Source organism: Pedobacter sp. R-06, from assembly GCF_049913135.1.
Taxonomy (GTDB): Bacteria; Bacteroidota; Bacteroidia; order Sphingobacteriales; family Sphingobacteriaceae; genus Pedobacter.
Window position 1 is genome coordinate 6,223,833 of the sequence record NZ_CP183977.1, and the last position, 23,537, is coordinate 6,247,369.

General features: G+C 39.6%; 16 protein-coding genes and 4 tRNA genes. 9 read left to right on the forward strand and 11 right to left on the reverse strand.

Features of this window, described 5'->3' with window-relative positions; translation table 11 throughout:
- Positions 1–17: 17 nt before the first annotated feature.
- The 4 genes from ACN9MR_RS25390 (at position 18) to ACN9MR_RS25405 (ending at position 10,215) form a co-directional block, all read left to right on the forward strand.
- Positions 18–3,491: a DUF1080 domain-containing protein gene (locus ACN9MR_RS25390; RefSeq protein ID WP_426327242.1), complete on the forward strand. Its 3,474-nt coding sequence runs from the start codon at positions 18–20 to the stop codon at positions 3,489–3,491.
- Positions 3,492–3,521: 30 nt separating this feature from the next.
- Entirely contained in the window at positions 3,522–4,976 is a 1,455-nt protein-coding gene (locus ACN9MR_RS25395; RefSeq protein ID WP_426327243.1) for a Gfo/Idh/MocA family protein, read from the forward strand.
- A gap of 8 nt (positions 4,977–4,984) precedes the next feature.
- Positions 4,985–6,070 (forward strand): Gfo/Idh/MocA family protein, encoded by a 1,086-nt coding sequence (locus ACN9MR_RS25400; protein ID WP_426327244.1) that lies wholly within the window; start codon positions 4,985–4,987, stop codon positions 6,068–6,070.
- Between the two features lie 416 nt (positions 6,071–6,486).
- Complete coding sequence (locus ACN9MR_RS25405) at positions 6,487–10,215, forward strand: tetratricopeptide repeat protein (RefSeq protein WP_426327245.1); 3,729 nt, start codon at positions 6,487–6,489, stop codon at positions 10,213–10,215.
- A 507-nt stretch (positions 10,216–10,722) separates the two neighbouring features.
- Here the strand turns inward: ACN9MR_RS25405 and ACN9MR_RS25410 are convergent.
- The 7 genes from ACN9MR_RS25410 to ACN9MR_RS25440 all read right to left on the reverse strand — a co-directional run bounded on the left by ACN9MR_RS25410 (position 10,723) and on the right by ACN9MR_RS25440 (position 14,306).
- On the reverse strand, positions 10,723–11,457 hold the full coding sequence (locus tag ACN9MR_RS25410; protein ID WP_426327246.1) for an SDR family oxidoreductase: 735 nt from the start codon (positions 11,455–11,457) through the stop codon (positions 10,723–10,725).
- Positions 11,458–11,508: 51 nt separating this feature from the next.
- Entirely contained in the window at positions 11,509–12,399 is an 891-nt protein-coding gene (locus ACN9MR_RS25415; protein WP_426327247.1) for a helix-turn-helix domain-containing protein, read from the reverse strand.
- 130 nt (positions 12,400–12,529) lie between these two features.
- Positions 12,530–12,601: transfer RNA gene (locus ACN9MR_RS25420), tRNA-Glu, on the reverse strand.
- A 31-nt stretch (positions 12,602–12,632) separates the two neighbouring features.
- Positions 12,633–12,708, reverse strand: a tRNA-Met gene (locus ACN9MR_RS25425).
- Between the two features lie 389 nt (positions 12,709–13,097).
- Positions 13,098–13,982, reverse strand: a complete 885-nt coding sequence (locus tag ACN9MR_RS25430; protein ID WP_426327248.1) for an IPT/TIG domain-containing protein — start codon at positions 13,980–13,982, stop codon at positions 13,098–13,100.
- A gap of 149 nt (positions 13,983–14,131) precedes the next feature.
- Positions 14,132–14,203 (reverse strand) — tRNA-Glu (locus tag ACN9MR_RS25435).
- 27 nt (positions 14,204–14,230) lie between these two features.
- Positions 14,231–14,306, reverse strand: a tRNA-Met gene (locus tag ACN9MR_RS25440).
- A 114-nt stretch (positions 14,307–14,420) separates the two neighbouring features.
- On the opposite strand from ACN9MR_RS25440, the gene era reads away from it, so the two are divergent.
- The 4 genes from era to ACN9MR_RS25460 all read left to right on the forward strand — a co-directional run bounded on the left by era (position 14,421) and on the right by ACN9MR_RS25460 (position 17,996).
- The gene (gene era / locus ACN9MR_RS25445; protein WP_086548844.1) at positions 14,421–15,317 is read left to right on the forward strand and encodes a GTPase Era; all 897 of its coding nucleotides are present in this window, start codon (positions 14,421–14,423) and stop codon (positions 15,315–15,317) included.
- 16 nt (positions 15,318–15,333) lie between these two features.
- Positions 15,334–15,840, forward strand: coding sequence for a TlpA family protein disulfide reductase (locus ACN9MR_RS25450; RefSeq protein WP_276903712.1), 507 nt, complete (start codon positions 15,334–15,336; stop codon positions 15,838–15,840).
- A 154-nt stretch (positions 15,841–15,994) separates the two neighbouring features.
- Positions 15,995–17,296 (forward strand): ribosome biogenesis GTPase Der, encoded by a 1,302-nt coding sequence (gene der / locus ACN9MR_RS25455; RefSeq protein ID WP_426327249.1) that lies wholly within the window; start codon positions 15,995–15,997, stop codon positions 17,294–17,296.
- A gap of 190 nt (positions 17,297–17,486) precedes the next feature.
- The gene (locus ACN9MR_RS25460) at positions 17,487–17,996 is read left to right on the forward strand and encodes a GNAT family N-acetyltransferase (protein ID WP_426327250.1); all 510 of its coding nucleotides are present in this window, start codon (positions 17,487–17,489) and stop codon (positions 17,994–17,996) included.
- Positions 17,997–18,222: 226 nt separating this feature from the next.
- On the opposite strand, the gene ACN9MR_RS25465 is transcribed toward ACN9MR_RS25460, so the two are convergent.
- From ACN9MR_RS25465 to ACN9MR_RS25480, 4 genes are all read right to left on the reverse strand, one after another.
- Positions 18,223–18,729, reverse strand: coding sequence for a GNAT family N-acetyltransferase (locus ACN9MR_RS25465; RefSeq protein WP_426327251.1), 507 nt, complete (start codon positions 18,727–18,729; stop codon positions 18,223–18,225).
- A 106-nt stretch (positions 18,730–18,835) separates the two neighbouring features.
- Positions 18,836–19,432 (reverse strand): short chain dehydrogenase, encoded by a 597-nt coding sequence (locus ACN9MR_RS25470; protein ID WP_426327252.1) that lies wholly within the window; start codon positions 19,430–19,432, stop codon positions 18,836–18,838.
- 209 nt (positions 19,433–19,641) lie between these two features.
- On the reverse strand, positions 19,642–20,775 hold the full coding sequence (locus ACN9MR_RS25475) for a histidine decarboxylase (protein ID WP_426327253.1): 1,134 nt from the start codon (positions 20,773–20,775) through the stop codon (positions 19,642–19,644).
- A gap of 151 nt (positions 20,776–20,926) precedes the next feature.
- The gene (locus ACN9MR_RS25480) at positions 20,927–22,534 is read right to left on the reverse strand and encodes a S41 family peptidase (RefSeq protein ID WP_426327254.1); all 1,608 of its coding nucleotides are present in this window, start codon (positions 22,532–22,534) and stop codon (positions 20,927–20,929) included.
- A 190-nt stretch (positions 22,535–22,724) separates the two neighbouring features.
- Between ACN9MR_RS25480 and murQ the strand changes: the two genes are divergently transcribed.
- The gene (murQ, locus tag ACN9MR_RS25485; protein WP_426327255.1) at positions 22,725–23,528 is read left to right on the forward strand and encodes an N-acetylmuramic acid 6-phosphate etherase; all 804 of its coding nucleotides are present in this window, start codon (positions 22,725–22,727) and stop codon (positions 23,526–23,528) included.
- The last annotated feature ends 9 nt before the right edge of the window (positions 23,529–23,537 follow it).

Genomic DNA, 23,537 nt, shown 5'->3' on the forward strand with positions numbered 1-23,537 from the left:
TCCAAAATACGACGATCATGAATAAAAAAATATTATTGGTGCTGTTAGCCATTATAATGCTTTCCAATGCGTTATTTACGTTAACGGCCCTGGCCCAAGATAAAAAAGACGAAAGAACAACAACCACACGTATTGCCGATTTATTGGCGCAGTTACCAGCCAGAAACGCTGCGCAACTGGAACGCAATATGAAAGAAGTTGCCGACTTAGGTGAAGAAGGGTATGCAGCCTTAATTAGTGGTTTAACCGCTTCTGAAAAAGGAAATAACGCCCTTATTGAGTATGCGGTAGGTGGTTTTACTGCTTATGTTACCAAAACCGGTCAACAGAACTTAAGAAGTATGGCCATCAGTGCCTATTGCAAAGCATTGGCTAAATTATCTGATAAACAGAATAAAGCATTTATCATCAGTCAGTTCGATCTGGTTGGAAATGATGCTGCAATATCTTGTTTAACAGATTACCTTACTGACGAACAATTGGCTGACGAAGCATCAAGAGCACTGGCCAAAATTGGTACTGCCTCTGCTACAAATGCATTGGTTGGTAGCTTGAGTAAAGCAAATGGCAAAGCAAAAATTGCCATTGTAGAAGCATTGGGCCATACTAATGCTAAGGCAGCAGCAACAGCTATTGCACCATTGGCTACCGGAACAGATAAAGCATTAACCAAGGTAAGTTTGTATGCACTGGCGAATATTGGCGATGCATCTGCCAAAGAAATTTTGGTAAAAGCTGCTGAACAGGCAGGTTATAAATACGACCAAACCAATGCCGTAGCCGCTTTATTGGTGTATGCACAGAAAAATATTGCAACCGATAAAACCGGAGTAGAAACGATAGCCAAAACAATATTAGAAAAAGCAACGGCTGATGATCAGGTAAACGAACGTATTGCAGCCTTAAAATTACTTTCGGCAACACAAACCGATCAACAGGCCTTGTTAGCTGCAATGGCAGATAAACAGTTCGAATTTCGTGCGGCTGCGGTTAAATTCGCTGCTGATGGCGTAAACGATACCAATAGTGCAGCCTGGGTAAGCCAGTTAAAAAAGGTTGATGCCCCAACCCAGGTTTCTATTTTAGACATGCTGGGCAATAGTAAAGCAAAATCTGCCTTGCCAGCCGTACTCAAACTAATTAAAAGTGACGATAAACAGGTAAAACTGGCTGCAATTAACACTGCTGTAAAACTTGGACAGGAAAAGGTTATAGATAATCTGCTAAAGTTAATGGGCAAAGGAGATACCGCAGATATTGCGGACCTTTCTAAAGGTATTTTAAGAATAAAAGGTGAAAATGTAGCCACTAAAGTTGGCGCTTATCTTCCGAAGGCTAAACCAGAAGTACAGGTTGCCTTGATTAATATTTTAGCAGCCCGCGCAGCAACAAGCCAAACGGAAGTTATTTATGCTGCATTGAACAGTAAAAAACCTGAGGTACGAAAAGCAGCATTCCTTTCATTACAACATGTTGCTGTAGCAGAAAATAAAGCGCAATTATTTGAGCTTTTAAATAATACCACAGATCCTGGCGAACTTACTGCTGTACAGGATGCCATTATTGCTTCGGTAAAAGGATCAACAGATAAAGCGGCACAAACCAATGCCATTCTTCAGCAAATGAGCAATACACCGGCTGATAAGAAATTGCTTTTTTATAAAGTGCTGGGCAGTTTAGGTGGCCAGCAATCTTTAAAATCGGTGTCGGAAGCGTATGCCACAGGCGATGACGCCACCAAAAAAGCTGCAATTGAAGCACTTTCTTCATGGTCAGACGCAGGCTCAACAGATGCATTGATCAGTATTGCACGTACTACCACCAACCCAGACCTTTTGAACCAGGCGGTTACAGGTTACTTAACTTTAGTAAGAAATACAAAGTATCCTGCTGAGCAACGTTTACTATTGTTGCGCAATGCGATGGCTGTAGCTAAAACACCAGCACAACACCAGCAGATTCTTAAGGATACTGAACAGGCCAAATGTTTTAATGCGATAGTATTTGCAGGTCAGTATTTAGATGATGCTACTTTACAACAGGCTGCGGCAAACGCGGTGATGAATATCACCATGGCCGGAACTTATAATGGCGACATTGTAAAAGGCTTGTTAAATAAAACCATTGCGGTAATTACAGGAGGCGACGCGGGTTATCAGAAAGAAGGTATGCGTAAGTATATTTCTGAAATGAAAGCTGGTGAAGGCTTCGTTCAGGTTTTTAACGGTAAAGATTTATCGGGCTGGAAAGGGCTTGTGGCCGATCCGATCAAAAGATCAAAAATGGATGAAAAAACCTTAGCCGAAGCGCAAACCAAAGCTGATGCCGAAGCAAAGGAAAGCTGGAAAGTAATCAACGGCGAACTACAGTTTCAAAGTCATGGCAATAACTTGGCTACCGTTAAAAAATATGGTGATTTTGAAATGCTGGTAGACTGGAAAATCATCGATGATAAAAAAGGAGAAGGCGATGCGGGTATTTACCTGCGCGGTACGCCACAGGTGCAGATCTGGGATCTTGCCCGTACAAAAGTTGGTGCCCAGGTTGGTTCTGGTGGTTTGTACAACAATCAAACGAACGAAAGTAAGCCGCTTAAAGTTGCCGATAACAAGTTAGATGAGTGGAATACCTTCAGGATTTTAATGAAAGGCGACCGTGTTACCGTTTATCTGAACGGACAGTTGGTTACCGATAATGTAATTTTAGAAAATTATTGGGACAGAAGTTTGCCGATTTTCGCAGAAGAGCAGATCGAATTACAGGCGCATGGATCGCCTGTAGCCTACCGCGATATCTACATCAAAGAAATTCCTCGCCCAAAACCTTTTGAGCTAAGTGCACAAGAGAAAAAAGAAGGTTATAAAGTATTGTTCGATGGAACCAATATGCACAGTTGGACAGGTAATACGACCGATTATGTTATCGAAGATGGAAACATCGCTATCCGGCCAAAACCAGGTAAAGGATCAGGCGGTAACTTATTCACCAAAGAAGAATTCAGCGATTTTGTTTACCGTTTCGAATTTCAGCTCACTCCAGGTGCAAATAACGGTTTAGGAATCAGAGCTCCTTTAGAAGGCGATGCAGCTTATGTGGGTATGGAACTGCAGATACTGGATAACGATGCGCCGATTTATAAAGACCTGAAAGAATACCAGTACCATGGTTCTGTTTATGGTACTATCGCTGCCAAAAGAGGTTTTTTAAAGCCTACCGGCGAGTGGAACTATGAAGAAGTGATTGCCAAAGGATCGAAGATTAAAGTGATCTTAAACGGCACCGTAATTTTAGATGGCGATATCGAACCATTTAAGAAAAACGGGACGCCAGACCATAAAGAACACCCGGGTTTATCACGCGAAAGCGGACATATAGGCTTCTTAGGTCATGGTTCTCCCGTTCAGTTCCGCAACATCAGGATTAAAGACCTGAGCAAGAAAGCGCCAGCTCAAAAAGAAACGGATACAAAAGCTGCAGGTAAAAAGAAATAAGTTAAATTTAGCATTATAACTGATTAAATAATGATAGAAGATAAGGCAAATTCGAAAACTGAAAATTCGAGAAGAAACTTTATTAAAACAACGGCGCTTGCAGCCGCTGGATTTATGATTGTACCCCGGCATGTGTTGGGTGGGCCAGGATTTCTGGCGCCAAGCGATCGTTTGCAATTGGCCGGAATAGGTGTAGGTGGAAAAGGAGAGGGCGATATTGCCAGTATTGTTAGGGGAGGAAAAACAGATGTTGCTTTTTTATGCGATGTAGATGATAGAAGAGCGGCAAATTCATTAAAAAATTTCCCAAAGGCAAAATATTACAAAGACTACCGTGAGTTATTGGATAAAGAAGGTAAAAATATTGATGCCGTAACAGTATCTACACCCGATCATACCCACGCACAAATTGCCATGGCGGCCATGCAATTGGGCAAACATGTATATGTGCAAAAGCCTTTAACGCACGATATTTACGAAGCCAGGATGTTAACCGAAGCTGCAAACCGCTATAAAGTGGTTACACAGATGGGTAATCAGGGTGCTTCGGGCGATGGTGTAAGAAGACTTCAGGAATGGTACGATGCAGGCAGGATAGGTAAAGTTCATACCGTTTACTGTTGGACCAACAGACCAGTATGGCCACAAGGAATTTCGTGGCCAAGCGGAAAAGCCGAAATACCAAAAGAGCTCGATTGGGATTTGTGGTTAGGCAGTGCTCCATATAAAGAATATGTAAATAAACTGGTTCCTTTTAACTGGAGGGGATGGTGGGATTATGGTACTGGTGCCATTGGTGATATGGGCTGCCATTTAGTAGAGCCTCCTTTTAGGGTGTTAGGTCTGGATACCCCGATCAGCGTAGAATGCAGCGTTGGCAGTGTATATGTTGATGAATTTAAGCGTGCTTATTTGCCAGAAAGCTGCCCGCCATCTAGCCATGTTATTTTGACTTTCGCTAAAACGCCAAAAACCAAACATGAGGTTCAGGTGCATTGGATGGATGGAGGTATTAAACCAGAACGTCCGGAAGAATTGGGACCTAATGAAAGTTTCGGCGATAATGGTGTACTTTTTATTGGCACAAAAGGTAAAATGATCTGTGAAACCTATGGCAAAAATCCAAAGTTATTGCCACTCTCGCGCAATGCATCAGATAGAACAAAAATCACTATTCCACGTATCGTTAATCAGGAAGAAGGCCATTACACTCAATTTGCCGAAGCCGCCATAGCCGGTTATGGAAAAATGGAATTGAGTTCGCCATTTGAAATTGCCGGGCCTCTTACCGAAACTTTATTAATTGCGAATCTGGCCATCAGGGGAACAGATGTACAGCGCAGAGATGCAACAGGTAAAATCAGTTATCCGGGCAGAGATATCAAAATGCTTTGGGACAAAGTAAACATGAAGGTGACCAATTTTGATGAAGTAAACCAATTTGTGAAACGCGAATACCGCAAAGGTTGGACTTTGGGCGTTTAAGATTTAGTATGTCGACAGGAAATAGGAATTTAAAAGTATTAGTAGTAGGCTGTGGTAATATGGGCGCTTCCCATGCCACAGCTTATCACACCTTACCCGGTTTTGAAATATGCGGATTGGTTTCGACCGGTAAAAGCAAAGAAAAACTTAATGAAAAATTAGGTGGACAATATGATTTGTATACTGATTTTTACGAGGCACTCGAAATAACCAAACCCGATGCCGTTTGCATTTCTACTTATCCCGATACACACGAAGCTTATGCCATAAAATCTTTCGAAAGCGGCTGCCATGTGTTTATCGAAAAGCCATTGGCCGATAGTGTAGCAGGTGCGATAAAGGTAGCCGAAGCTGCTAAAAAAGCGAATAAAAAGTTATTAGTAGGATATATCCTCCGCTACCATCCATCGTGGGAGAAGTTTACATCGCTGGCTCAGGAAATGGGAAAACCTTTGGTGATGCGCATGAACCTGAACCAACAAAGCCACGGCCCTAAATGGACAGTGCACCGTAATCTGATGAAAAGTTTAAGTCCCATTGTAGACTGTGCCGTGCATTATATTGATATTATGTGCCAGATGACCCGATCGAAGCCTGTACAGGTAAGTGCCATTGGTGCCAGGCTTACTGACGATATTCCAGAGTGGAATTACAATTACGGGCAACTGCAGATCAGTTTCGAAGATGGTTCTATCGGTTGGTATGAAGCTGGATGGGGTCCGATGGTGAGCGATAATGCTTTTTTTATTAAAGATGTTTTTGGGCCGAAGGGATCAGTATCTATCACGGCCAAAAAAGCAGGCGCAGCCGGAAACTCTGATAACATTGATGCACATACCAAAACCGAATCGATTAAAATACATCATGCCGATTTAGATGCTAACGATGAGTTCAGCAAAGCCGATGAATGGCTAGACCTTACCGATGAGCCCGATCATCAGGAACTGTGCAACCGTGAGCAACGTTATTTCTTAAAAGCCATTACCGAAGATATCGATTTAACCCATGCCACTGAAGATGCGGTAAACAGCCTGAGGATTGCTTTTGCCTGCGATGAATCGGTAAAAACTGGTGAAATGATCCGGTTGGGTTAAAATTATTTCTTGTCATTTCGGTTGCTGCGGTCGTCCTGCTGAACTTGTTTTATTAGCAGTTTTTATTGTTTTAAAGGCCTAATAGCTACTTCGTGGTCAGCATCTATGTAGCTCGAAAATTTAAGGTCTAAATATCAGGTCTCATTTCGAACAGGTGTAGTGATGCCTAGAAATCTTTAAATTAGTGTGTCAGATGGTAACATCTGACACCACGAAAAAATTTCCCCTGGAAATGAAGAAATTATTTTGTGTATATTCAAAAGGTATTCCCCAAGTCTTTCCATATTTTCCTTTTGCCCTTCCTGGGCCTTATGCAATTAACAGTCGTTTAGCACCGTAAATAAGGAGTGTTTTTCCTGCTTATTTTTAATCTAAATTGCTTTGATTCAGATTTGTTTTTTTTCTATAATTACAAAATGAAATTTAAACTATTAATTCTCTCAATTCTTGTTTCTTCGTCTATTCAGGCACAAACAAATTTAAACCCAGGCTGGGAATATTTTTTTAAAAATAACCGGACAGCGGCGCGTGATTTTTTTACCAAGGCAGCACTTAAACCTGCATTTTCAGATGAAGCAAATGTTGCGTTATCGATGATGACAGAAATGGACCGGACAGCCAAAGAAGGTTTTAACTACTTAAATAAATTATCCAATACCGCTAAAAACCCACAACCATATCTTGTTGCACTTTGGAGCGATCTGCCCAATAACGCTTCGAGGATAAAGACGGCCGATCAGTTGGAATTTTATAAAAAACTGGCAGCCAGAAAAGATGTAGATGGCACCATTAATGCATTGGCCTACGCATCGTTAGGTTCGCATTTCGAAGAGAAAAAACAATATGCCGAAGCCGATCAGTATTTCAATAAGATTGGCGAAATCGAAAATTGGTTAATCACGGGTGAATATGAAAATATTTCGACCAGCGGTTTCGATAAACAATACGATGATATTTTAGCCCACCCAGAACTTACTTATGTTTTTACGGGTAAAAAGAACCGAAAATTTAGCTGGAGAACGGTACCTTATGTACGGCATGATAAATGGTTCGATTTTACTTATTATAACACTTATGAAAATGCATTACAGTTTGCTCAAACATTTGTTAATGCACCTGCAAGTACAGCAGCACAATTAAGAATCGGTGTATCCGGATCGGTAAAGGTTTGGGTAAACGATCAGCTTTTAATCAGCGAATCTGAAGAAAGAAATAACGACCTTGATGCATACATAGTTCCAGTTAAATTAAACCGGGGCTACAACCGCGTTTTGGTACAGATAGGCGAAAGTTATGCTGGCCGATCGAATTTTATGCTGCGGTTAACTGATGCCAACGGAACGCCGTTAAACAATCTTTCTACTACGAGTACGCCACAGGCCTATTCAAAAGAGACGAGTCCGGCTCCAGCTCAGCTAAAACCAGTTGGATTTAAATATTTTGAAGATGCCCTGAAAGCAAAACCACAGAGCTATTTAAACCAGTTAATGATGGCTAAGCTTTATTTGCGTTTAGGAAATGTGTTCGATGCAAGGTTGATCCTGGAGAAACTTAAAAAACGTTTTCCTGAAAGCACCTATCTCAACCTGATGATGATAGAACTGTTTGTTAAAGCCGACAATAGAACCGGTATTGAAACCCTGAGAGAAGAAATTAAAACACACGATCCGGAATGCTCGCTAGCCCTTGAACTCGTATATACCGAACATTTTCAACAGAATGATTATGTGCGTGCGAAGGAAGTTCTTGCTAAACTGGAGAAAATTTATGGTGAGGATGAGGCTGTATTGATGAAAAAACTCAATATACTCGGCCAGGAGAAAAAACAACCCGAAGTTATAGCCCTGGTGGAGAAAATTTATCCTCAATATTTAAGTTCAGCTGATATTGTCAATCTAAAATACCTGATCGAAGTGCAGATTAGGAAAAACCCTAAGGCGATTGATATTTTGCAAAAATACATTGATGAAAATAACGATTACAAGGCTGCTAAATATGTAGCAAAGCTACATTTGGATAAAGGAGAGACAGATGCGGGTATCGATATTTACAAAAAAGAATTAGCGAACGATCCGATCGGATTTGCAATTTACACTGACCTTGCAGGCATTTATTATCAATTGCAACAATACGATGAGGCAGAAAAATTATATTTAAAAGTACTCGAGATCGATCCTAACAATGCCTTTGTATATTCTCAGTTGGGTACGCTGTACAATGCAAATAAACAGAAGGAGAAAAGTGTTAAGGCATACGAAAAGAGTTTACAGATTAACCCTAATAATTACACAGTTATCCAGTTGTTAAGAACGCTTCAGGACAAAAAAGCGGTATTTGATTATTTTGACAAACCTGATGTTAAAGACCTGGTGAGTAAAGCGCCTTCTAAAACCGAATATCCCGATGGGCAGGTTGTGGTTTTAAATAATGAAGTACAGAAAGTTGTTTATGAAAACGGTGGATCAGAAGAGAAACACTTTTTTACTGCAAAAATATTAACCCAAAAAGGGCTTGAAAGCTTTAAAGAATATGCTATTTCATACAACAATGATCAGAATTATGCTGTAGAAATAGCCGAGGTAATAAAGGCAAATGGCACAAAAGTTCCTGCCGAAACCAATAACAATGAGTTGGTATTTACAAATCTCGAAATTGGCGATGTAATTAATATCCGCTATAAAATCGAAAATTTCCATGTTGGGGCAATGTCTACCCACTTCTGGGATGCTTTTTATTTTAGCGATGGTTTGGATAACCTTAATATTAAATATTCATTGTTAATCCACCGCGATAAAGCTTTCAAATATGTTTTTTCACAACAGGACATTGCACCTGTTAAAACGGCAAAAGATGAGTTTGACCTGTATGTATGGGAAAAGAATAAACAAGAAGCCTTGAGGTATGAGGATAAAATGCCTCCAATGGATGATGTAACCAACATGCTTTATTTATCATCTATTCCCGATTGGAAATTCATTGCAGATTGGTACGACAATATAGCATCGGCTAAAGCTCGGAGCAGTTATGAAATAAAAACAGTAGTAAATGATTTGTTTGCAGGTAAAAGTAATTTAGATGATTTAAGCAAAATCAAGATGATTTATAATTACATCATTACCAACATTGCATACAGCTCAGTATCGTTCAGGCAGAGTGGTATCATTCCTCAAAACCCATCAACAGTTATCAATACAAGAATTGGCGATTGTAAAGATGTATCTACACTTTTTGTGAGTATGTGCAAAGAAGCTGGAATTACAGCAACATTGGCTTTGGCAAACACCAGAGATCGTGGACAAAATACACTATTGTTGCCTAGTATCGAATTTAATCACTGCATTGCCAAATCTACAATAGGAGGGAAAGATTACTGGGTAGAGCTTACTTCAGGAACCTTGCCTTTTAATACATTCAGCAATACCTTTTTAGGGTCTAATATCCTCGAAATTAATAAAACGAATACAGCGCTGGCCAAGTTTAATCCAGGTATAAGAGGAAGAAATATGATGGGTTATAAAACCGAGGTTAAGCTGGAAAATGCCGATATGACGGTTAAGGAAACCAATTGGAATACCGGATCAATGTCTAGCTATATCAGAAGTGTTTTTAACGATTTGAGCAGTGCAGATCAAATCAAGAAAATGAAAGAAGATTTAACCAGTATCTATCCGGAAAACGAGATTTATAACCTTAGTTTTACCAACCTCAATACCTCAAAATCTACTTCAGATACTGTTGGAACAGCTTGTTCATATAAATTGCTCAATGTAAGCAAAAGTGTAGCAGGCATGTCGATATTCTCTATTCCATGGTCAAACAAGTCGTATGCAACAGCTTTACAGGTAGTTTCACCGCGGAAATTTGGTATCGATCTCACCCAACTGTTTGGTATTGATGAATCTAATCAGGAATTGTCATTAGAACTTCCGGCCGGAAAAGCCATGGTTCAGCCTTTTAAAGCGGTTCAACTGAGCAATGATTTTGTCGATTTTAAACTGGAAAGCGTACAACAAGGAAATAAACTCGTTTTAAAGCGGAGTTTTGCATTAAAGAAAGATTATGTTCCGTTAGATAAGATCGATCAGTTTAAGGCTTTTTATAAAGAAATGGCTGAGGCTGATGATCAGCAACTCGCTATGAAATAAGAACAACTTAGAGCGGTTGTATCATAAACGTATTTTATCCTTAGATTTTTGTCATGTTGAGCTTGTCGAAACACGTAAAACATATTTAACTAAGTCCTTCGACAGGCTACCATTGACGTTATTTGCAAATCATTATTAATCAAAACTTTAGCTGCTTTAGTATTTCCATCCAGCTAGGCCATAGCACGATACCCCCGTTCTGCTTAAATCCGGCCTAACAAATTTTTCGGGCTGCACTGTCCAAGCCAACCCACTAGCTTCGAAAGAAAAATTTTCAGCCGGCAGTTTTTGTTTCTTTTTGATGCCAAAAAGAAAGAGCCCTTCGGCGGCGGCGAGCCGAGGCAAGACTGAGCAGTAGGAAAAGGGAAACGATTGTACGTCACTCATATTGATTTTTATACAATAAATTACCCCTCAGGATGACAAATTCCATATTTATGATACAAACTCTTTAAGTTATATAGAACATTACTAAAAAAATAGCCACATCTCAATAGCAAATTGTGCTTACCACGGACTAATCCCAGTCTCTGGCGCATTGTCATCACTAAAAAAATACCCTGTTGGCCCATCTGCCCCTAATGTAGCAGCTTTTACCACTCTTGCTGCTGCATCTGGTACAGTTCCCGGGCCCGAGTGATGGTTAAAATCCGTTGCTGTATAACCTGGATCGACTGCATTTACCTTAAACGGAGTACCTTGCAAGTTATTGGCCAATACAATGGTATACGCATTAAGAGCGGCTTTCGAAGAAACGTAACCCGCCGGTTTCACACTATAATATTTCCAAGTAGGATCATTATGCAAGGCAAGCGAGCCTAAACCGGAGGTAACGTTAACGATTCTTGGTTCTGGCGATTGTCTCAATAGATTTATAAATGTTTGCGTTACGGTAATTACACCAAAAAAGTTGGTTTCAAATACTTGTTTAAATACACTAATGTCGGTTTCCAATGCATTTTGCATGGAGCCACTAATCCCAGCGTTGTTGATCAATACATCGAGTACCTTGGTTTTCTGGCCAAGCAATTCTCCTGCGGCTTTAATTGATTCGATATTATCTACGTCAATTTCTATGAGCTCTACCTCAGTTAAGCCCGCTGATTTTAGTTGATTTATGGCTTGTTCACCTTTTTTGATATCTCTACAGCCTAGAAATACGTAATATCCCTGCTGTAATAACTGTTTGGCTGTTTCAAAGCCAATGCTTTTGTTTGCTCCTGTAATCAGTACTGTTTTCATAGTACAAATGTATAATGGGTGCGTTATCCGGCTAGAACACATCCAACGGTATTAATGGTACATTTCGCGGATATTAGCTCTGTACGTAGCGGGCGTTACACCGGTTTCGCGTTTAAAAAAGCGGTTAAAATAAGAGGTATCAGAGAAACCTAAGTCAAAGGTAATTTCTTTTAAAGAATGCTCTGTGTGAAAGAGCAACCGTTGAGCCTCCAGCACCAATCGCTCATGGATATGTTTAATGGCTGGTTTGCCACTTTGTATTTTCACCACCTCGCTTAAATGTCCGGCAGAAATATTCAACATCGAGGCATAATCGCCCACTTCGTGCAGTTCGTGATAACTTTCATTTATTTTTGCCTGAAAAGTTTTCAGTAAAAGTTTATCTGCGGAATGATCACTTTCTTTAAACTGTTCGGTATACAGCCGACTTAAATAGGTAAGCAGCACAGTAAGGTAGGCCGTAAGCATACGCTGTTGCCATTCGCCCGGCTTTTGATATTCGGTATTGATTTTGGCGAGGATGTCCTCTACAAAGTTAAGATCAGCGGCGGTTAAGGCTAATTCATGTCCATCGTGCAGGTTTTCGATAATGGGTAGTTTACTTAATGAAGCATTTTCCTGAAGGGAGAGAAATTCTTTGGTAAAAGCAATGCCAGTGCTCCATAACTGCTTAAAACCTTCTTTTACAATGATGTGGCTCGGGCCAGCAAAGTAAATGGTATTGTTTTTTAGGACATAGGGCGTCATATCAATCCATTGACGGCTATCGGACTGTCTGTTCAAAACAACCAGATAATGATCTTTCCGGTGGGGGATAAGCAATTCCGACTGGTTTGGCAAAGTACCTTCAAAATTGTAAACCCTAAAGTTTTTATTGCCTGCTATTTCATCAGGTTCTATACTGTAGATAGGTAGTTGTTGAGGGGAATAAAGTGTCTGCATTGCTTAAAATAAATTGAAGGGAAAGGAATTGCTCTGATTGTGCTGGCGTTCACTATGCAATTATAGACATAAGCCTCCATATTGGATATATAAAAAAAGCATCAACCTTTATCAGATTGATGCTTTTTCGTAGCCCGTAGGGGAATCGAACCCCTGTTTCCAGAATGAAAATCTGGCGTCCTCACCCCTAGACGAACGGGCCATTAAATAATTAGAGTGTCTTTCAACTCCTTTGGTAGCGGGGACACGACTCGAACGTGCGACCTTCGGGTTATGAGCCCGACGAGCTACCAACTGCTCCACCCCGCACTCTATGTCTTCAAATTTTCTTCGTTTGAAGGAGTGCAAAGGTAAAAATTGTTTTGATATCTGCAAAACCATTTGCAGATTATTTGATAATATTTTTGATGGTTTATTTAGGTTTAAAACTATTGCTAATTTATATCAGTGAATTTTTGTTTGATAATGAGTGAGTTAAATACTTTAGGTAGCGCGCTGTTTCTGTTTTTATATAGCAAGTTTGGGTAATTAAATTTGCTTCTTTCTTATGGTAAGCATTTAAAAATTATTCTGAATCTGTAGTAGTTTGGTTTTAATATAAATGGTCAGTGTATATCTAGAATTCCTATTTGTGCATCTCTGTCTGATTATCGTTGCCTCTAAATTTCACTTTAAACGATTTAAAGGCTTTGACAGGTTTAATTTTCTTTAAGTTGAGAAATTTTTTGATTGCTAGCCTTGAATTTGTTGATAAAATCACTTACTGTAATGTTTGGACTGAAGTCTGTATCTGAAGAGAGCAACAACATGCCAACGTCATAGCCTATCACAGTTACAGAAACTCGGCCGCTTTCAATTTTATCCTTGCTGGCAAAGCTGGTCAAAGTTGGTATAGCTACTTTATTATTTCTAATGTATGCACGGTATTCTTTAATGGTTTTTGTTGCATCATCCTTATGCGTATATCTAATGTAGGGAATAGTGGTTGTATCAGCAGGATTCATTGGAGGAAAAGTTGCTGTAATATGTTTATTGTCAAGGAAGCTTAGACTAGCCTTTTCTGCGTGCACTAATTCTGTTTGATAGTTTTCCCCGGCAGCATCTTTATTCGTCATAATCCTTGATGTGGCGCTGTTGATATCAGTAGAAAGTAATGTCGATTTATCGCTGCTAACAATTGAACTGCCCGCCTCAGTTGATAATCCAATAATAGTTAAGAGGTATTTTATTGTTAATGCATTGCTGCTTTTTACGGTTAGAATACTGCCATTACTGATTATACTGATGTTAAAATTACTGGTTGTCGTACCTGGCGGAACATCAAAAACTATCATTGTTGCTGTTACGGTTTTTGGCTTTAGGCTGATGCCATTTTCTAACGTAATAGTAACCTGGCTAGGGTTGGTTCCAAAATTGTTTCCTGTAATGGTTATCGTTTGACCTATCGTTGCCTCAGTAGGAGCAAAACTGGTAATTACGGGTGATTTAGGTATAAGATCATTGCCTTTATTAGAACATGAACTGCTAAATAAAAATATAATGAAGGTAATACAATTGAAGATATAAGAGCGTTTGGTTTTCATAAAAGAGTTTAACTGTTGGCTAAGATAATTATTTTACTATATGGAGAATGGAATTGCCCCAAAATAAAGCTACCGATTGGCAATGAATAATTGTATTTGAAAATACATAAAAGCAAAAATCCCGCTCTACTTATCGTAAAGCGGGATCGTAGCCCGTAGGGGAATCGAACCCCTGTTTCCAGAATGAAAATCTGGCGTCCTCACCCCTAGACGAACGGGCCATTAAATTAGAGTGTCTTTCAACTCTTTGGTAGCGGGGACACGACTCGAACGTGCGACCTTCGGGTTATGAGCCCGACGAGCTACCAACTGCTCCACCCCGCACGCTATACAACTCGTTTTTTTCTTTGAATTAAATCCTTAACTCTGTTTCCGAATTGGAATGCAAAGATATAATTCGTTTCTTTGTGCTGCAAATTTTTTTTAAAAAATATTTTAATGGCGCATAAAGCAGGTTTTGTTAGTATAATAGGTAAACCAAATGTAGGTAAATCTACCCTCATGAATGTGCTTGTAGGCGAGCGACTTAGCATTATAACTCCTAAGGCACAAACCACAAGACACCGCATTTTAGGGATCGTAAATGAAGAAGAATATCAGATCGTTTTCTCTGATACACCGGGTATAATTAAGCCAAAATACAGTTTACAAGAGAGTATGATGAGCTTTGTTAACGGATCTTTGACCGATGCCGACGTACTTTTATTTGTAACTGACATCAACGAAGAGCACGATGAGGAAGACGTTCTGGAGAAAATCCTGAACCGTAATATCCCCACAATTGTACTCATCAATAAAATAGACAAAGCATTACAAGAACAGGTTGATGAGAAGATTGCTTACTGGCAGGAGAAGCTAAATCCGGTTGCTATTTATGCAATTTCGGCTTTACATAAACACAATGTCGACGGATTATTGGATCGCGTGCTCGAAATGTTGCCGGAACATCCACCATATTACGACAAAGAAGATTTAACCGATCGCTCGGAACGTTTCTTCGTTTCGGAGATTATCCGCGAAAAAATCTTCCTTAATTATCAGAAAGAAATTCCTTACAGTACCGAGGTAATTGTGAAGAGTTTTAAAGAGGAAGAGATGAAAAATGGCAAAGGTGCCATGATCAGGATTACTGCAGAAATTGTGGTTGAACGCGATTCGCAAAAAAACATTTTAATCGGTACGGGTGGAAGCATGTTGAAAAAAGTAGGTACTGAAGCGCGTTTAGAGATCGAGAAATTTTTAGATAGTAAGGTTTTCCTGGAAATGTTTGTGAAGGTAATTCCGGACTGGAGAAGTAAAAAGAATTACTTAAAAAGCTTCGGTTACGATAATTAATTTCGATTTTTAGGATATGAAGAAAAATTTAACGTTTCTCTTGCTGCTGATCGGTACAGCAGTTTTTGCTCAGGAATCAAACAATGGCAAAAAATTGTGGGCAAAATCTATCCTGAACGAAAAAGCACCAGACCTGGTTGTTGAAAAATGGATTTCAAAACAGCCGGATACCAAAGGGAAATTTGTGCTGATCGATTTTTGGGCAACCTGGTGCGGACCATGCAGGGCATATATCCCTACATTAAACGATATTCAAAAGAAATATGCCGATAAAATTGTAATTATTGGCGTTTCTGATGAAGCAGCAGAAAAAGTAGAAGCTTTTAGTAATCCTAAAATCAACTATTTTGAAGCCATAGATACTAAGGGGACCGTAAAAGACTCCCTTCAGGTTAAAGGTATTCCACATGCTATCCTTATCGATCCGAAAGGAATTGTAAGGTGGGAGGGCTTCCCTTTATTGCAGGGAAATCAGTTAACCGAAGAAGTAATAAAAGGACTTTTAGAAAAGTATAAAAATTAATATTAATAGAGGTTACGAAAAATAACCGTACCTTTGCAGCCCGAAATAAATCGGTTAGTAGTTGATAGTCAATGGCTGATAGCCAAATAGTTTGAGCAGCTTGCCTAAACACCACGACCATTAACTATAAGCCATTAACTATCAAAAGACCACCATGAGTAATATTATAGCCATCGTAGGCAGGCCAAACGTAGGCAAGAGCACCCTTTTTAATAGATTAACCGAAAGCCGTAAGGCGATTGTAGATGATATCAGCGGTGTAACCCGCGATAGGCACTATGGAGTGGGTGAGTGGACAGACAGACAATTTACCGTAATCGATACCGGTGGTTATGTAGCCAACTCCGAAGATGTTTACGAAGCTGCAATCCGCGAGCAGGTAATGATCGCCATCGAAGAGGCTAGTGTACTAATCTTTATGGTGGATGTAACCACTGGTATTACCGATTTAGATGATGATATTGCCCAGGTATTGCGCAGAAGTAATAAACCTGTTTTTGTTTGCGCAAATAAAGTAGATAATACTGCTTTGTACAACGAAATCCATACTTTTTATGGTTTCGGATTAGGCGAAGTATACCCTTTGTCATCAATGACTGGTTCTGGAACAGGAGAGTTGTTGGATGAGATTGTTAAAAATTTCGAAGATATTCCGGAAGAAGAAAATCAATTACCTAAGATTACCATTGCTGGTCGTCCGAATGTGGGCAAATCTTCTCTGGTTAACGCATTAATTGGTAAAGAACGTAATATCGTTACTGCAAATGCAGGTACAACCCGCGATTCGATCAAAATTCATTATAACCAGTTCGGTCATGAATTTATGCTGATCGATACTGCCGGATTACGTAAAAAAACAAAGGTTAAAGAAAACTTAGAGTTTTATTCGGTAATGCGTACTATTAAAGCTTTAGAAGAAGCTGATGTTGTGGTATTGATGATCGATGCCGTAGAAGGAATCGAAAGTCAGGATATCAATATCTTCCATCTGGCCGAGAAGAACAAAAAAGGTATCGTAATTCTGGTTAACAAATGGGATCTGATCGAAAAAAATACACAAACGATGAAAGCTTTCGAAGAGCAGATTCATGAGCGTATCCGCCCGTTTACCGATGTGCCGATCATTTTCACATCCGTATTAAACAAGCAACGTATTTTTAAAGCCATCGAAGCAGCTTTAGAAGTTTATAAAAACCGTAGCAAGAAAATCCCTACATCTAAATTAAATGATGTAATGTTGCCGCTGATTGAGAAATTTCCACCACCGGCATTAAAAGGAAAACACATTAAGATTAAATACATCACGCAAATTAATGCTACCTCACCAATGTTTGCCTTTTTCTGCAACCTGCCACAGTACATTAAAGACCCGTATAAACGTTTCATCGAGAATAAATTGAGAGAAAACTTCGATTTTTCTGGTGCACCGATCCAGATTTATTTCAGACAGAAATAAGCAAGGTTGAGGGTTTAAAGGTGGAAGGCGTAAGGTCGGTATGCCTGAAAATATTTTTAAACAGGGCTGTTTCTTTGAGAAATAGCCCTGTTTTTGTTTTTGATCGATCGTCATTTCGACTGGAGTGCAACAAATGGAGAAATGACGGTACTCCTTGTCAGTGGTCAGAAAATCCCCTTACCTTTGCTTCATGCAATTACAAGTACAAAACAGCCTGGCAGCTGATATCGATACCATTTTCGAGTTTTACGATATGGCTATTGCCCATCAAAAGAAAGTGTTTAATAAACATTGGCAAGGCTTTAGCAGGGAAATGGTGCAAACCGAAATTGATGAAAACCGGCAATATAAAATTCTTGTAGATGGCGTGGTGGCCTGTGTATTTGCGGTTACGTTTAACGATCAGTTAATTTGGGGAGAACGGGATCACGATGCGATTTATATCCACAGGATTGTAACCCATCCCGAATTTAGAGGCTATTCTTTTGTGAAAGAGATTATCAAATGGGCCAAAGATTACGCAGCAAAAAACAGCATTAAATTTATCAGAATGGATACCTGGGCAGATAATGAAAAACTGCTCGAATATTATACAGGCTGTGGTTTTGATTATGTTGGGGTAGTAAGTATGGAAAAAACCGATGGATTACCAAAACACTATGAAGGAATCAGTTTAAGTTTGTTTGAAATTGCACTGTAACAACTGAAAATCACCATAACGATCTTCATGCTGACTTGTTTTATTAGCGCACTTTATTTATGATTTTAAAGGCCTAATAGCTACTTCGTGGTCAGCATCTTTTTGGTATCGTCCTCGTTTGCAACGAGGATGAATGAAATACACATTTATAATGTGTTTAAATTACTTAAGCCGATGCAATCGGCATACTTGTACATCCTCGTTGCAAACGAGGACGATGATTAAATCATTTCAGTTCAATTTTCCAGCTTAACATATCATCAACTTCTCCAATATGGATAAAGTTGTTTTTTTCTAAAATGGAATATGAAGCTACATTGTCTTTAGTGGTAGCGGCAAAAACCGATTTCACTTTTGGCTGCTCCTTAGCCCATTCTATTAATCGGCCAACGGCTTCCGTCATAAAGCCCTTGCCTCTAAATTCCTCGTAAGTACCATAGCCGATTTCAATTTCGCCATTTGGATCAGGCTCACCAACAAAACAGATATCGCCTACCATTCTATGATCGGGTTTGGATATGATTGTCCATAAAGTATGGTACAGATAATCTTTGTCCTTATCGAAAACGTTAGGTAAAATCGTTTGTTCCAAAGCGTCGTGAAGCGAAGGAGAAATATTTTTTCTGGTTGGTAAAAGGCCAAACTCTTGTTCTAAAGAATGATCATCTTTAATGTATTTTAAAAGCTGATCGTGTGTTAATGGTTTTAAAATGAGGCGTTCTGTTTCTATCATGCTTGAGTTTGTTAGATAGACTAATATAAAGCTTTGGGTTTTGAATAACCAAAATTTTAGAACAAGCTTTTGTTAAAAAACAATGCCTTAAAAGTGTTGGGCGTAATTAATAAACTTTTATTACCTGTCCTGTTACAATGCCCAGCACACTTTTCTCGTAAGCTTTAACCACTTTCTCCATGGTAACCGGAATTTCGCCAGGAAAAGAATCGAAATAAGCAGGCGAATCTTCAACCACGTTGGGGCTGATGGCGTTTATGCGAACCCCATTTTCGAGTTCTGGAGCAGCAGCGATAACAAAAGAATTTAATCCTCCATTTACTGCGCTTAGTGCAGCACCAGCAGCAACAGGATGATCAGCCAATATGCCTGAAGTTAAGGTAAATGAGCCACCTTTATTAATATAATGCTGACCGATAAGCACAAGGTTAACCTGACCCAATAGTTTATCCAGCAAACCACTCTTAAATACTTCACCCGTCATCTGGCTTACTGGTACAAAAGGGCCTTTTCCGCTGGTACTGATCAGTGCATCGAAAGCACCAATCTGCTCGAACATGGCTTTAATCGATGCTTCATTAGTAATATCTACCTGAACATCACCTTTGGTATTTCCTACCCGGATGATCTCATGTTTTTGTGCAAAAGCTTCAGCTACTTTTTTGCCCAATGTGCCTGTCGCGCCTACAATTATTATTTTCATATAGTATTATGTTTAACATAAAAAGTCCATATAATCTACCGCAAATTTCGCAGAAAAACGCTGATTTGTGATTTCACTTTGCGTTAATCTGTGTGATCAGCAGGAAATTGATAGCTATATTACAATTAACTGATCACTAGGTGTATTTAACATGTAAATACTATTTAGCATCGTTATTAACATCCTAGTCATTAAAATGTTTGCATGCATCAATCCTGCAACACAATTTCAGCTTCAAGGTCAGTAATCAAAAGATCAATATGCGCTTGCGTTACGTTAGGCATGCAGATGATATGCGAATTTCCCTGCTCTGCTGCCAGTTGCCATTTTTTACGGATTGTTGCCGATGGCGTAGGGAAATTTACGGTTATGGCATTTGCATTTCGCCATGCAGCAATGCCCAGCGCTTTAAGTTTTTGTTCGGTATAAGCTGCCGTTGCTAAACTGTGCAAGGCCCTGTTTTTTAAACCTGTTATACCCAAACGTTTAATGGTGTGCCATAAAAATAAGGGGCTATGGCCATTTCTAGATCCGGTAATGGTGGTATCAACACTTCCGATGTAAGCCACCGAACGGGCAATCCGATCACGGTTCGATTTTTTGGCAACTACTACGCCGCAAGGCATCGGGGAACCAAAAAACTTATGACCGCTAATGGCAATGCTGTCTGCACCATCTTCAAAATCGAATGCTGGTCTGGGTTCAATTAATGCGCTATACGTGCCAGAAAGTGCCGCATCAGCGTGAATATAATAATGTTGGATAGCCAACTTTTTTAAGATGCTTTTAATTTTGGCCACATCGTCACGTGCTTCGGTCATGGTGGTGCCAATATTGGCCATTATGATAACAGGCATGTGGCGGTTCATCCTAATCGTGTGTTCAAGGTCTTCGTAATCGATTTCTCCATTTTCCTGGGTGCGGATAACGATATTCGACATATTGAGTAAGTGCAGGTTCTTTTGCACGCTATAATGTGTAGCTTCAGAGTAATAAACCATTCCTTTTGGATGTAATTCGCGGGCAAGGTATAAACCATAAAGATTTCCTTCTGAGCCACCATTGGTAACATAACCCCACCAGTTATCTGCAGGCGCACGGAAAAGTTCGGCAAAAAATTGGACTACTTCTTTTTCGAGTTCACGCGAGCCTACACCGTAGGTCGAAGTAACGAAAGGATCGCCCAGGTTGTTCATCGGATATTTTAAAAAATCAGAAAGTGCCTGATAATCGAAGTCTTTTGAAACGGGATAGCCTAAAAATAGATCGGTCTGTTTCTTAACATACTCTAGCAGATCATCCAATACCTGTTGATCCTTTTCTTTTAATTTGCTCGCTTCCATAAAGATATGATTTGCGAGCAAAATTAGCAAAACAAAATATAGTATTATGGTTTGTTTTTAATTAAGAATATTATATTGTTGTGTTTTGTTTTTGTGAAATTAAAATTCTTTTCAGCGTTTAGATTTATCTGTCTTGAAATATAAAATATGGCTATTGAAGGTTAAGTAAAGCTTGCCTTACGGCGTTGTCGGTTTGGTTTGCAGCCTTATAATAACCTACATCGCCCAAATAATAACGGCAGAGCAAAGCTTTTAAATCATTCAGGATCACATTTTTCGAATTATACAATTGAAAACGATCTATAGCTACATTTTTGCGTTGAAGAAATCCGATAAAATCCTTAAAATCGTTATCATTTATAGTAAAGATATTGATATTCTGTTCTACAAAACTAGCACTGTATTTATTGGTAAGCACATTAAATACATAATCAGAAAGTACTTTTTTGCTCACTAAATTGCTGTAAAATTTATTGTAGCCGCTAGTGTCCAATTTTACAAAAACATCTGGCTGGATACCGCCCAAAGGTTTTGTTTTTTTTGTCGGCTGAAAATTTACACCTTCAGTTTTCTCAATAGAATCTTGAAAAGAAGTACGGTCGCCGGTAAGCTCGCCGTCCATCATACGTTCGTCTAATTCATGTTTGTAGGCGTCGTAACCTTTTTTGTACGATTTTTGGATACTGCGACCAGATGGTGTATAATATCTTGCGATGGTTAAGTTCAATGCAGAGCCATCGCCAAAAGCAAATTGCTCTTGTACCAATCCTTTTCCAAAGGAGCGGCGGCCAACAATAATTCCGCGTCCCAGATCCTGGATGGCTCCAGCTACAATTTCGCTTGCTGAAGCAGTATTTTCATTAATCAGGATGGCCAGTTTGCCATTTTGAAAAGCGCCGGTGCCTGTAGAAAAATAATCGGTACGTGGTTCATGTTTACCCTGTGTATACACAATGAGTTTATTTTCTGCCAGAAACTGATCGGCCAAACCTGTAGCTGCCGTAAAATAGCCCCCTCCATTGTCGCGAAGATCAAGAATCAGCTTTTTCATGCCCCTTGCTTTCAGGTTATTGGCTGCAACAGAGAAATCGTTATCGGTATTCGCACCAAACTTACTGATCCGCACATAACCTGTTTCGTTATTGATCATATAAGCGGCATCAATACTGCTGATGTTTACTTTGCCTCGTGTAACCATAATGCGGTTACTTTGCGGTGCGCCTGGATGTAAAAGTACCACACTAACACCTGTTCCTGATCTGCCTTTAAAGCGACCGGTAAGTTGTTCTTTTGGTAAGTTTCTTCCACTTACAACTGCCGTATCGATACTCAGAATTTTATCGCCTAATTTTATACCCGCCTGGTAGGCAGGGCCATCTTTAACCACCCCGGTAACCATCATCGTATCGTTGAGCATATAATATTCTATGCCCACACCCTCAAAGTTCCCTTCCAGGTTATCGGTCATATCCTGTGCATCGGTTGGCGGCAGGTAAACACTATGTGGATCGAGTTGATGCAAAACACTATCTATGGGTAAGTTTTGAAGCGAATCGGTATTGATGTCATCAACATAATTACCGTTGATGATGTGTAAGATCTCATTTAACTTCTCATCGCTGTTATTGGCGAGTTGAGCGCTCTTTTTAACACCAAAGCCTTGATCTTTAATGAATTTTATGCCCAAAAACATACCCACTATTAAAATTACAGAATAGCTTGCAGCGATCAGTACGTTATTTCGGGTATTTTTTTTCATCAGCGTTACTGCAAATTTATGAAAATTAGCGAGTTGATATATTTTTTAACTGCATTTTCATGTCTTTTGTTTATAATATTTAACATTAATTAACGCAATGGAGTAATAGGTTGAAATTTATGACAGATATTTTTGGGTTTTTAGGGTAGTTTTTAGAAAGAATTTACCGAATTTTATCAAAATTAAATTTATGAATAGAGTTACCGAGCAAGAATCTAACTATGACCACATCGATCAGATGTCGGTGTTAGAGGTTTTGCAGGGCATTAATAACGAAGATAAGACTGTAGCATTTGCAGTTGAAAAATGTTTGCCTCAGATCGAAAAATTAACATCGGCAGTAGCCGATCGAATGAAAAAAGGTGGTCGTCTTTTTTATATAGGTGCAGGCACAAGTGGCCGTTTAGGTGTAGTAGACGCATCAGAATGCCCACCTACATATGGCGTTCCTTTTGATTGGGTTGTAGGAATTATTGCCGGTGGAGACACAGCGATTAGAAGAGCGGTAGAATTTGCTGAAGATGACGCCGAACAAGCCTGGAAAGATCTTCAGGAATTTGAGATTAATGAAAAAGATTGTTTGGTCGGCCTTGCGGCATCAGGCACTACGCCATATGTAATTGGCGGATTAAACACGGCACGTAAGCATGGTATTTTAACGGGTTGTATCGTTTGTAATACCGGCGGACCTATTGCTGCAGAATCGGATTTTCCGGTTGAAGTGGTGGTTGGCCCTGAGTTTGTAACCGGCTCTACCCGCATGAAATCTGGTACGGCGCAAAAAATGGTGTTAAATATGTTAAGCACTACCGTTATGGTTCAGTTGGGGCGTGTAGTAGGCAATAAAATGGTCGATATGCAGTTAACCAATCATAAACTTGTAGACCGTGGTACACAAATGGTGGCTGATGAACTAAATATAGGTTACGATGAAGCTGCTGAGTTGTTAACCCGTTATGGAAGTGTGCGAAAAGCAGTTGAAGCAGGACACTAAGAAATGAGT

What these genes read in the sequence shown, in the direction of transcription:
- ACN9MR_RS25460 (WP_426327250.1), top strand. Translation starts at nt 17,487, where the DNA reads ATGCAATTACAAGTACAAAACAGCCTGGCAGCTGATATCGATACCATT.
- ACN9MR_RS25405 (WP_426327245.1), top strand. Translation starts at nt 6,487, where the DNA reads ATGAAATTTAAACTATTAATTCTCTCAATTCTTGTTTCTTCGTCTATT.
- ACN9MR_RS25430 (WP_426327248.1), bottom strand. Translation starts at nt 13,982, where the DNA reads ATGAAAACCAAACGCTCTTATATCTTCAATTGTATTACCTTCATTATA.
- der (WP_426327249.1), top strand. Translation starts at nt 15,995, where the DNA reads ATGAGTAATATTATAGCCATCGTAGGCAGGCCAAACGTAGGCAAGAGC.
- murQ (WP_426327255.1), top strand. Translation starts at nt 22,725, where the DNA reads ATGAATAGAGTTACCGAGCAAGAATCTAACTATGACCACATCGATCAG.
- ACN9MR_RS25475 (WP_426327253.1), bottom strand. Translation starts at nt 20,775, where the DNA reads ATGGAAGCGAGCAAATTAAAAGAAAAGGATCAACAGGTATTGGATGAT.
- ACN9MR_RS25415 (WP_426327247.1), bottom strand. Translation starts at nt 12,399, where the DNA reads ATGCAGACACTTTATTCCCCTCAACAACTACCTATCTACAGTATAGAA.
- ACN9MR_RS25480 (WP_426327254.1), bottom strand. Translation starts at nt 22,534, where the DNA reads ATGAAAAAAAATACCCGAAATAACGTACTGATCGCTGCAAGCTATTCT.
- ACN9MR_RS25465 (WP_426327251.1), bottom strand. Translation starts at nt 18,729, where the DNA reads ATGATAGAAACAGAACGCCTCATTTTAAAACCATTAACACACGATCAG.
- ACN9MR_RS25410 (WP_426327246.1), bottom strand. Translation starts at nt 11,457, where the DNA reads ATGAAAACAGTACTGATTACAGGAGCAAACAAAAGCATTGGCTTTGAA.
- ACN9MR_RS25395 (WP_426327243.1), top strand. Translation starts at nt 3,522, where the DNA reads ATGATAGAAGATAAGGCAAATTCGAAAACTGAAAATTCGAGAAGAAAC.
- ACN9MR_RS25470 (WP_426327252.1), bottom strand. Translation starts at nt 19,432, where the DNA reads ATGAAAATAATAATTGTAGGCGCGACAGGCACATTGGGCAAAAAAGTA.
- era (WP_086548844.1), top strand. Translation starts at nt 14,421, where the DNA reads ATGGCGCATAAAGCAGGTTTTGTTAGTATAATAGGTAAACCAAATGTA.
- ACN9MR_RS25390 (WP_426327242.1), top strand. Translation starts at nt 18, where the DNA reads ATGAATAAAAAAATATTATTGGTGCTGTTAGCCATTATAATGCTTTCC.
- ACN9MR_RS25450 (WP_276903712.1), top strand. Translation starts at nt 15,334, where the DNA reads ATGAAGAAAAATTTAACGTTTCTCTTGCTGCTGATCGGTACAGCAGTT.
- ACN9MR_RS25400 (WP_426327244.1), top strand. Translation starts at nt 4,985, where the DNA reads ATGTCGACAGGAAATAGGAATTTAAAAGTATTAGTAGTAGGCTGTGGT.